The following is a 10,371-nucleotide window of genomic DNA, read 5'->3' on the forward strand; positions in this document are numbered from 1 at the left end:
ACGAAGCGCGTGTCGTAGACCAGCAGGTCGGCATAGTTGTCGAAGCCGACGAACCGCGCGTCGAGCAGCGAGCCGCGGGTCGGCGACCAGTCCGTGAAGCTCATGTAGAGCGCCACGAGCAGCGGGACGATCAGGACCAGGATCGAGATGACCTGGCCCGGAAGGGTCATCAGGCGCCCGAGGCCGACCGCTCGGCGCACGCCGATGCCGGACGGGGCCGACGCGGCCTCCGCCCGGCCGGCGGCGCTGCCGGCGGGCACGATCAGGCCGGGCCCCGCCCCGGAGCGCGCCGCGCCGCGGCCCGGGACGCTGCGGGCGATCACACCCACTTGTCCGCGCCGCTGGCCTTCCTGATCGGCTCGGCGAGGTTGGTGGCGAGCGACAGCCAGGACTTCTTGACCTTGTCCTTCCCGATCCGCCGCGTGATGCGCTCGAACGCCCGGGCCGCGTCGTCGAGCGCCTTCTTCGGCTTCTTGTCGCCCGTCATGCAGGCATGCACCTCCTTGTCGAGGGCGTCCTGGTACTCGAAGCCGCCCGGCAGGCAGAAGTCGGGCACGGTGTTGACCATGTTCTTGTAGAGCGTCTGCAGGTATTCGGGTGAGTAGGTGTCGAGCATGCGCGGGGTCGGCGCCAGCATGTGGTTGACGCGGATCGGGTCGGCGTAGCCGCCGAGATAGGGGATCGCGTCCATCGACACGGTCGGCGAGGTCATCCACTGCGCGTAGGCGTAGGCCAGTTCGGGATTGGCCGAATACTTGGACACCGCGTAGCCGTAGCCCCAGCAGAACATGCCGGCATAGAGCAGGCTGCCGTCCTTGAGCGTGTCGGCCGGCATGACGGTCGCCGCGATCCGGCCGGTGGTGGCGGGGCCGGTCGAGGGCGCCTTGGCGTACTTGAAGCCCGAGGGCCAGACGATGTTCATGAAGCCTTCGCCGCGGCCGAAGGCGTTGTAGTTCGAGGACCAGGTGAAGCTGAACGCATCGGGGTGCAGGTAGGGGTTGAGGGCCAGCATGTCCTCCAGCGCCGCGACGCCCTCGTCGGAGTTGAAGGTCGGGTTCATGTCGCCGTCGAACCACAGCCGCCCCTTGGAGGCGAGGCGCTGCATGAACATCCACTTCACGTAGTAGCGCGAGCGGTATTCCAGGCTGCCGAAGAACTTGTTGGCCGGATCGTGCATGAACTGGGCGAGGTTGAAGTACTCCTTCCACGTGGCGGGCACGGCGAGCGGGTAGCCGAACTTGTCCGCGAAGGCCTTCATCTTGTCTGCGTTCTTGAGGTGGTCGTCGCGGCACAGCAGGGTGATCTGGTCGCCGTCGCAGGCAAGCCCGACGACGCGGCCGTTGTAGAGCTGCGCGTGGTGGCTGGTGGGGAAGACGATGCCCCATTCCTTGTTGAACAGGTCGGGGCGGTACGTCTCGGTCCAGTCCGTGAGGTCGAAGATCACGCCGGAATCGATCCAGTCGGGATAGGACATCGCGGTGGGCATCATCACGTCGTAGCGGCCCGTCTTGGCCACCGCCTCCTGCATGCCCTTGGTGTGGACGACCTCGTCCGGCTCCTCGATGAACTCGAGCTGGATGCCGAGCTCGGTCTTCCACTTGTCCACGTAGAGCCTGACGTTGCCGATCGACCCCGTGGGGATCAGCACCGTAAGCGTCTTCTTGGTGGCCCTGGCGGCCGCCTCCTTGGCGAGCGCCCAGGCGCGCTCCTCCGGCCCGGTGATCGTGGCCATCGCCTCCGCGGCGCCCAGCGGCGAGCGCAGGACGGCCGTGGCGACGGCGGACGAGACGCCGAGGAGCCCGAGCGACTTCAACACGCTCCGTCGGCTCAATCGCCCCGCGTCGTAGCGGGCGAGCATGTCGTGGATGGCTTGCTTCTCGGTGGTCATCGTGAGGCGATCCTGCGGGAGGGAACCGTTCGGCGTCGGTGCGTGCGCGGAGCGCCGGCCCGTCCGGGCTGCGTGTCCCCGCCTCGCGAGCCCCCACACCGAAGAACCCATTGCGAGTGGCGCGATCGGAGTTGACAGTGCCAATCGATCTCGCGGCAGGTCCATTTTCCGTTTAAATCAGGGTCCATTGAGAACACCGGTGACGCCTTCCACCGATGTCTTGTTCAACGGATAGGCACGATGCCCAAAACTGCGGTCACCGGCTCGATCATTGCACTGAAACTGGACAGATCGGCACGGGAGCCGATGCATCGACAGTTCGCCGACCGCCTGCGCGAGGCGATCCAGGACGGCCGCATCCCGGTGGGCGCCAAGCTGCCGTCGACGCGCATCTTCGCCGAGGAACTCGGCGTCTCGCGCAACACCGTGCTCCAGGTCTTCGAGACGTTGACGCAGGAGGGCTTCCTCTCCGGCCGCGTCGGCGCCGGCACCTTCGTGGCGGCCACCTCGATCGCGGCGGAGGCGGCCGCGCCGGGGGACGGCGGCACCGGGGGCTACCCGTTCCGGACGCTCTCGCGCCGCGGGGGCGGCATCCTGTCGTCGGCCGGCGACGAGTTCGCCGAGCGGCCGACGACCTTCATGCCCGACGTCCCCGACCTGCGGGAATTCCCGATCAAGACGTGGCTGCGGCTCCTGAACGAGACGTCGGGGCGCCTGACCGGCGAGATCCTCGCCGACACGTCGAACGCCGGCTACGAGCCGCTGCGCCGCGCGATCGCGCAGCACCTGAACGCCTCGCGCGGCATGCGCTGCGATTTCTCACAGGTCATCGTGACGACCGGCTCCCAGCAGAGCCTCGACCTGATCTGCCGGATGATGCTCGATCCGGGCGACCCGGTCTGGCTCGAGGAGCCCGGCTACGTCGGATCGCGCGCCGTGGTCCGCGCGAACGGCGGCACGATCTATCCGGTTCCGGTGGACGGCGACGGGATGTGCATCGAGGAGGCCGCCGCCCGGCATCCGGTCCCGCGCCTGATCGTGGCGAGCCCGTCGCGCCACTATCCCCTCGGGCCCGCGCTCTCGCTCGCCCGGCGCCATGCCCTCGTCCGGTTCGCGCGCAAGGGCGGCTCCTGGATCGTCGAGGACGATTACGACAACGAGTTCCGCTACGCGGGCGCCTCGCTGCCCGCGGTCTTCGGCCTCGACGGCGACAGCCGGACGTTCCACGTCGGCACGTTCTCGAAGATCCTGCTGCCCTCGTTCAGGCTGGGCTACCTCGTGGTGCCCTCGGACCTGGCGGACGCCTTCGCCAAGGCGCGGGCGATCCTGGACCGGCACGCCTCCCTGATCGAGCAGATGGTGCTGTCGGAATTCATGCTGCGCGGCCTGTTCGTCTCGCATGTCCGCCGCATGCGCGGCCTCTATCGCGCGCGCCAGTCGCAGATGATCGAGGGGCTCAACGCCCTGTTCGGCCGGGACCTGCCCTTCGCCGCCACGGATACGGGGGTGCACGTCATCCTGCGCCTGTCGGAGGAGGCGGACGACCGCCGCCTCGTCCGGGCGGCGGCGGAGCGCGGCGTCGTGATCCGGCCGCTGTCGCCCTATTACGCGTCGGGCCGGCCGCAGCAGGGGCTCCTGCTCGGCTTCTCCGCCTTCAACGCCGGGGAGATCGGCCAGGGGCTGGCGCGATTGGCGCCGCTTCGTGCGGACATTCTCGCTCTCGGAGCCTTGCCCGATCGCGTCGCGATCGGGCAAGGCTCCGGGTCTTTGTCTTGACGCGCGCGCTCGACGAACCGGTGTCCACTTCGCCGGGAAGCACTCCAGATCGGAGAGACCAACCATGTCGTCAGGCTCATCGAACCGGACGACGGGCGATGCCGAGAGCCGGACGCGCAGGTCCGCCCTATCGCAGGACCCGCACGCCGTCCGCGAGCCGCGCGAGAACAACCTCGAACGGGCGATCGGCCACGCGGTGCGCGAGCGCCGCAAGATGCTGGGCATCACGGTCGCCGACCTCGCCGCGGCGGCGGGTCTGTCTTCCGGAATGCTGTCGAAGATCGAGAACGGCAACATCTCGCCGTCCCTGACGACGCTCCAGACGCTCTCGCAGGCGCTGGGCGTGCCGATCACCGGCTTCTTCCGGCGCTACGAGGGCGTCCGCAACGCGGTCTTCGTCAAGGCCGGCGAGGGGGTGGAACTGGAGCGGCGCGGCACGCGGTCCGGACACCAGTACAAGATGCTCGGCCACATCCACGAGAACACCAGCGGCGTGACGGTCGAGCCGTACCTGATCACGCTGACGACCGACTCGGACGTCTTCCCGACCTTCCAGCACACGGGGATGGAGTTCCTGCACATGCTGGAGGGCGAGGTCCTGTACCGCCACGGCGACCGGCGCTTCCACATGCAGCCGGGCGACAGCCTGTTCTTCGACGCGGACGCGCCGCACGGACCGGCGGAACTGCTCGTGCTCCCCGCCCGCTACCTCTCCATCATCGCCTACCCGCAGACCGGCGGCGCCAGCTGAACATTCTTCAAGAGAATTTTAATTTCTTACTGGTTGAACCGAGCGGCCAATCCGGCCTATCATTCGGTCAGACGCGAGAGGGGAGCGGGGCCATGTGCGGCATCGTCGGATTGTTCCTGAAGGACACGGTCCTGGAACCGCAGCTCGGCGCGCTCCTGTCCGACATGCTCGTCACGATGACGGATCGCGGACCCGATTCGGCGGGCATCGCGATCTACGGCGCGGCGCTCCCGGGGACGGCGAAGATCACCGTGCAGTCGCCGCGTCCGGAGGCCGATTTCGCTGACCTGGAGCGGCGCCTCGGCGCGGCTTCCGGGGGCACGGCGCGCGTCGCGGTGAAGAGCAGCCACGCGGTGATCACCCTCGATGCCGACCGGCTCGACGCGACGCGGGCGGCGCTGAAGGGCATCTCCGCCGATCTGCGCGTGATGGGCTCGGGGGACAGCGTCGAGATCTACAAGGAGGTCGGCCTGCCGCGGGACGTGGTGGAGCGGTTCGGCATCGCCGGGATGTCGGGCACCCACGGCATCGGGCACACCCGCATGGCCACGGAATCGGCGGTGACGACGCTGGGCGCCCACCCGTTCTCGACCGGCGCCGATCAGTGCCTCGTCCACAACGGCTCGCTCTCCAACCACAACAATCTGCGCCGCGCGCTGGCGCGCGAAGGCATGGTCTTCGAGACGAAGAACGACTCGGAGGTCGCGGCCGCCTATCTCACGATGGCGATGGCGCGGGGCAAGGACCTCGGGGCGGCCCTCGAAGGGGCGCTGGCGGATCTCGACGGCTTCTTCACCTTCGTCGTGGGGACGAAGTCCGGTTTCGGCGTGTTGCGCGATCCGATCGCCTGCAAGCCGGCGATCATGGCCGAGACCGACCGGTACGTCGCCTTCGGCTCGGAGTACCGCGCGCTGGTCGGGCTGCCCGGGATCGAGGCCGCGCGCGTCTGGGAGCCGGAGCCCGCGACCGTCTACTTCTGGGACCAGCGGCGAGCCGCCTGACCCCCTCCCGCCGACGCCCGCGCCACGGACCTGCCGATGCCCGCCTTCGACCTCGCCGTCACGCCGCTGCGCGCCCTGAACCAAGCCCTCCACGGCGTCGCGGCCGGAGCCAACGACACCGCCTTCGCGGTCCTCAATCCCCGCGGCCGGCACGCGATCGCCGTCGGGATCGACGCGCCCGTCACCGTCGCGGTGCACGGCTCGGTGGGATACTACTGCGCCGGCATGAACGACGGCGGCACGGTGACGGTGCACGGTTCGGCCGGGCCCGGCGTCGCCGAGAACATGATGTCCGGCACCGTCCTGATCGAGGGCGACGCGTCGCAATATGCCGGGGCGACGGGGCGCGGCGGCCTGCTCGTCATCAAGGGCAACGCGGCCTCGCGCTGCGGCATCTCGATGAAGGGGATCGACATCGTCGTGCACGGATCGATCGGGCACATGTCCGCTTTCATGGCGCAGTCCGGCTCGCTCGTGGTCCTGGGCGACGCGGGCGAGGCGCTCGGCGACTCGCTCTACGAGGCGAAGCTTTTCGTGCGCGGCAGGGTGAAGAGCCTCGGGGCCGACTGCGTCGAGAAGGCGATGCGCCCCGAGCACCTGGAGCATCTCGCGGCGCTGTTGGACCGGGCGGACGTCGCGGGCGTCCGGCCGGAGGAATTCCGGCGCTACGGCTCGGCGCGCAGGCTGTACACCTTCAACATCGACAACGCCTACTGAGCGAGGAGACCGGGCGATGACCTATCAGAACCCACGGATGCCCCCGCGCAAGTCCGCGACCTTCGACGACCACACCCTGGCGGAGATCCGCCGCGCGGCGGCGACCGGGATCTACGACATCCGCGGCGGCGGCACGAAGCGGAAGGTGCCGCATTTCGACGACCTATTGTTCCTCGGCGCCTCGATGTCGCGCTACCCGCTGGAGGGCTACCGCGAGGCCTGCGGGACGGCCGTCACCCTCGGCACGCGCTTCGCCAAGCGGCCGATCGCGCTGAAGATCCCGATCACCATCGCCGGCATGAGCTTCGGCTCGCTGTCGGCGAACGCCAAGGAGGCGCTGGGGCGCGGCGCGACGCTCGCCGGCACCGCCACGACCACCGGCGACGGCGGCATGACCGACGAGGAGCGCGGCCATTCGCAGTTCCTCGTCTACCAGTACCTGCCCTCGCGCTACGGCATGAACCCGCGCGACCTGCGGCGCGCCGACGCGATCGAGGTCGTGGTCGGCCAGGGCGCCAAGCCCGGCGGCGGCGGCATGCTGCTCGGCCAGAAGATCTCCGACCGCGTCGCGGCGATGCGCGACCTGCCGAAGGGCATCGACCAACGCTCGGCCTGCCGGCACCCGGACTGGACGGGGCCCGACGACCTCGAGATCAAGATCGGCGAATTGCGCGAGATCACCGATTGGGAGAAGCCGATCTACGTCAAGATCGGCGGCGCGCGCCCGTACTACGACACGGCGCTCGCCGCGAAGGCCGGCGCGGACGTCGTCGTCCTCGACGGCATGCAGGGCGGCACGGCGGCGACGCAGGACGTCTTCATCGAGCATGTCGGTCAGCCGATCCTGGCCTGTATCCGGCCGGCGGTGCAGGCGCTCCAAGATCTCGGTCTGCACCGCACGGTGCAACTCGTGGTCTCCGGCGGCATCCGCTCGGGCGCGGACGTGGCCAAGGCCATCGCGCTCGGGGCGGATGCCGTCTCGATCGGCACGGCGGCGCTGGTCGCCATCGGCGACAACGATCCGCGATGGGAGGACGAGTACCGTAAGCTCGGCTCGACGGCGGGGGCCTACGACGACTGGCACGAAGGCCGCGATCCCGCCGGCATCACGACGCAGGACCCTGAGCTGATGGCCCGCCTCGATCCGGCGCTCGCGGGCCGGCGGCTGGCCAACTACCTGAAGGTGATGACGCTGGAGGCGCAGACCATCGCGCGCGCCTGCGGCCACAACCACCTCCACAATCTGGAGCCGGAAGACCTCGTGGCGCTCACGCTGGAGGCCGCCGCCATGGCCCGCGTGCCTCTCGCCGGCACGGAATGGTACCCCGGCAAGCCGGGTTTTTAGCTCCTGCAACCCCGCCGGCCGCTGTGCGGCCGCCTCCACCCGATCGCTGTCACCTGAGGGGACGACCGTGACGACCGACCTCACCGCCTATGCTGCCGAGCACGGCGTGACGTATTTCATGATCTCCTACACGGACCTGTTCGGCTGCCAGCGCGCGAAGCTCGTGCCGGCGCGGGCGATCGCGGAGATGCAGAGGGCCGGAGCGGGCTTTGCCGGCTTCGCCACGTGGTTCGATCTCACCCCGGCCCATCCCGACCTCTTCGCGATACCGGACGCCGCCTCGGTGATCCGCCTGCCCTGGAAGCCGGAGGTCGCCTGGATTGCCGCCGACTGTACCATGGAGGGCAACCCGGTGGCTCAGGCCCCGCGGGTCATCCTGAAGCGTCTGGTGGAGCAGGCCGCCGCCCAGGGGCTTCGGATCAAGACCGGCGTCGAGGCGGAGTTCTTCCTCCTCTCCCCGGACGGCTCGGCGATCTCCGACCATCGCGATACGGCCGAAAAGTCCTGCTACGACCAGCAGGCCCTGATGCGCCGCTACGACGTGATCGCCGAGATCTGCGACTCCATGCTGGCGCTCGGCTGGAACCCCTATCAGAACGACCATGAGGACGCCAACGGCCAGTTCGAGATGAACTGGGACTACGACGATGCCCTCGCGACGGCCGACAAGCACGCCTTCTTCAAGTTCATGGTCAAGTCGGTCGCCGAGCGGAACGGCTTCCGGGCCACGTTCATGCCCAAGCCCTTCGAAGGCCTGACCGGCAACGGCTGCCACTGCCACATCTCGGTCTGGAATACGGCGGGAACCGAGAACGCCTTCGAGGATCTGCAGATGCCGTTTGGCCTGTCGGCCCGAGGCCGGCACTTCCTCGGCGGGATCATGCGGCACGCCCCGGCGCTCGCGGCGATCACGAATCCGACCGTCAACTCCTACAAGCGCATCAACGCGCCGCGCACGGTCTCGGGGGCGACCTGGGCACCGAACTCCGTGACCTGGACCGGCAACAACCGCACCCACATGGTGCGCGTGCCGGGGCCGGGACGCTTCGAGCTGCGCCTGCCGGACGGTGCGGCCAACCCCTACCTCCTCCAGGCGGCGGTGATCGCCGCCGGCATGGATGGGCTGGCGACGGAGGCCGACCCGGGCCCGCACCGCGACATCGACATGTACCGCGACGGCCACACGGTCACGGACGCGCCCCGCCTGCCGCTGAACCTCCTCGACGCACTCCGCGCCTTCGCGTCGGACGTCGCCCTGCGCGAGAGCCTGGGTACCGAGTTTTCGGCCGCCTACCTCAAGCTGAAACGGAGGGAATGGGACAGCTACTGCGCCCACTTCACGACCTGGGAGCGCGACACGACGCTCGATATCTGACACCCTCGCCGCGACGGCCGGTCGCCACCGCGCTGGAAAACGCTTCCGTTGGCGAAGTTTTACGGTCCTATCGCTTGGTCAGCCCGCCGAGCACGTTGCGCAGGATCGCGTTGCCGACCTGCGTGCCGACGCTGCGGGCCATCGAGCGGGCGGCGTTGCCGACCACCTCCTCGGCGAGGCTTTTCGGCGGCCGCCGGCCCTTGCCCTGCGGCGCGGGCGCCCCGAACACGCTGCCTATGAGGCCGCCGAGCAACCCGCCGAGCCCGCCCCCGGACGCCTGCGCGGCCTCGGCCGGCGCGGCGTCGAGGTTCTTGCGCTTGGCGAGCATCTCGTAGGCGCTCTCGCCGTCCACGGCCTCGTCGTACTTCCCCCGCAGCGGGCTTTTCGCGATGAGGTCGGCCCGCTCGGCCGAGGTCAGCGGCCCGACGCGGCCCTGCGGCGGCGCGATCAACGCGCGCTCGACCATCGAGGGCGTGCCCTTCGGTTCCAGGAAGCTCACCAGCGCCTCGCCGACGCCGAGTTCGGTGATCGCCGCCGCCACGTCGAAACCGGGATTCTGCCGGAACGTCTCGGCGGCGGCCTTCACCGCGCGCTGGTCGCGGGGGGTGAAGGCGCGCAACGCGTGCTGCACCCGGTTGCCGAGCTGGCCCAGCACCGCCTCCGGCACGTCGAGCGGGTTCTGCGTCACGAAGTAGACGCCCACGCCCTTGGAGCGGATCAGCCGCACCACCTGCTCGACGGCGTCGAGCAGGGCTTTCGGCGCGTCGTCGAACAGCAGGTGCGCCTCGTCGAAGAAGAACACCAGCTTCGGCTTGTCGCGGTCGCCGACCTCGGGCAGCTGCTCGAACAGCTCCGAGAGCATCCACAGCAGGAACGAGGCGTAGAGCCGCGGCCGCTGCATCAGCTTGTCGGCGGCCAGGATATTGACGATGCCGCGCCCGTCGCGGTCGGTGCGCATGAAGTCGTTCAGATCCAGCGCCGGCTCGCCGAAGAAGGCGTCCGCCTGCTGGTTCTCCAGCATCAGCAATTGCCGCTGGATCGCGCCGACGCTGGCCGCCGAGACGTTGCCGTACGTCCCCGAGACCGCCTTCAGGTTCTCGGAGCAGTAGGCCAGCAGCGCGCGCAGGTCCTTCAGGTCGATCACCGGCCAGTGGTTCTCGTCGGCGACGCGGAAGGCGATGTTGAGCACGCCCTCCTGCGTGTCGTTGAGTTCGAGCAGGCGGGCCAGCAGCAGCGGCCCCATCTCGGTCACCGTGCAGCGGATCGGGTGGCCCTGGTCGCCGAACAGGTCCCAGAACACGGTCGGGAAGCGGTCGGGCTCGTAGGGAATGCCGAGTTCCTCCGCCCGCTTGAGGAAGACGGGTTTGGCTTCGCCCGCAGCCGCCAGCCCCGACAGGTCGCCCTTGACGTCGGCGGCGAAGACCGGGACGCCGGCATTCGAGAAGCCCTCGGCCATCACCTGCAGCGTCACGGTCTTGCCGGTGCCGGTGGCGCCGGCCACCAGCCCGTGCCGGTTGG

General features: G+C 69.4%; 8 protein-coding genes and 1 pseudogene. 6 read left to right on the top strand and 3 right to left on the bottom strand.

The window, feature by feature from the left end; all coding sequences use genetic code 11:
• A pseudogene (locus ACFE86_RS18155) lies at nucleotides 1–323 on the bottom strand (hypothetical protein); the annotation flags it as partial.
• Nucleotides 320–1,888 carry an ABC transporter substrate-binding protein gene (locus ACFE86_RS18160; protein WP_375456721.1) on the bottom strand — a complete coding sequence of 523 codons (1,569 nt, stop codon included), beginning with the start codon at nucleotides 1,886–1,888 and terminating at the stop codon, nucleotides 320–322. The pseudogene ACFE86_RS18155 and the gene ACFE86_RS18160, both read right to left, overlap by 4 nt.
• Before the next feature lie 240 nt (nucleotides 1,889–2,128).
• Between ACFE86_RS18160 and ACFE86_RS18165 the strand changes: the two genes are divergently transcribed.
• The 6 genes from ACFE86_RS18165 (at nucleotide 2,129) to glnT (ending at nucleotide 8,853) form a co-directional block, all read left to right on the top strand.
• Nucleotides 2,129–3,664, top strand: a complete 1,536-nt coding sequence (locus ACFE86_RS18165) for a PLP-dependent aminotransferase family protein (protein WP_375456722.1) — start codon at nucleotides 2,129–2,131, stop codon at nucleotides 3,662–3,664.
• Nucleotides 3,665–3,728: 64 nt separating this feature from the next.
• A complete protein-coding gene (locus ACFE86_RS18170; RefSeq protein ID WP_375456723.1) occupies nucleotides 3,729–4,415 on the top strand; it encodes a helix-turn-helix domain-containing protein in 687 nt (228 codons plus the stop codon).
• 92 nt (nucleotides 4,416–4,507) lie between these two features.
• On the top strand, nucleotides 4,508–5,416 hold the full coding sequence (locus ACFE86_RS18175; RefSeq protein ID WP_375456724.1) for a glutamine amidotransferase family protein: 909 nt from the start codon (nucleotides 4,508–4,510) through the stop codon (nucleotides 5,414–5,416).
• 36 nt (nucleotides 5,417–5,452) lie between these two features.
• The gene (locus ACFE86_RS18180) at nucleotides 5,453–6,133 is read left to right on the top strand and encodes a protein GlxC (RefSeq protein WP_375456725.1); all 681 of its coding nucleotides are present in this window, start codon (nucleotides 5,453–5,455) and stop codon (nucleotides 6,131–6,133) included.
• A gap of 16 nt (nucleotides 6,134–6,149) precedes the next feature.
• Nucleotides 6,150–7,478, top strand: coding sequence for an FMN-binding glutamate synthase family protein (locus ACFE86_RS18185; RefSeq protein WP_375456726.1), 1,329 nt, complete (start codon nucleotides 6,150–6,152; stop codon nucleotides 7,476–7,478).
• A gap of 67 nt (nucleotides 7,479–7,545) precedes the next feature.
• Complete coding sequence (gene glnT / locus ACFE86_RS18190) at nucleotides 7,546–8,853, top strand: type III glutamate--ammonia ligase (RefSeq protein ID WP_375456727.1); 1,308 nt, start codon at nucleotides 7,546–7,548, stop codon at nucleotides 8,851–8,853.
• A gap of 67 nt (nucleotides 8,854–8,920) precedes the next feature.
• Here the strand turns inward: glnT and ACFE86_RS18195 are convergent.
• A partial coding sequence (locus ACFE86_RS18195) for a helicase HerA-like domain-containing protein (protein WP_375456728.1) occupies nucleotides 8,921–10,371 on the bottom strand: 1,451 nt, incomplete at its 5' end.

Source organism: uncultured Methylobacterium sp. (genome assembly GCF_964244095.1).
Classification (GTDB): Bacteria; Pseudomonadota; Alphaproteobacteria; order Rhizobiales; family Beijerinckiaceae; genus Methylobacterium.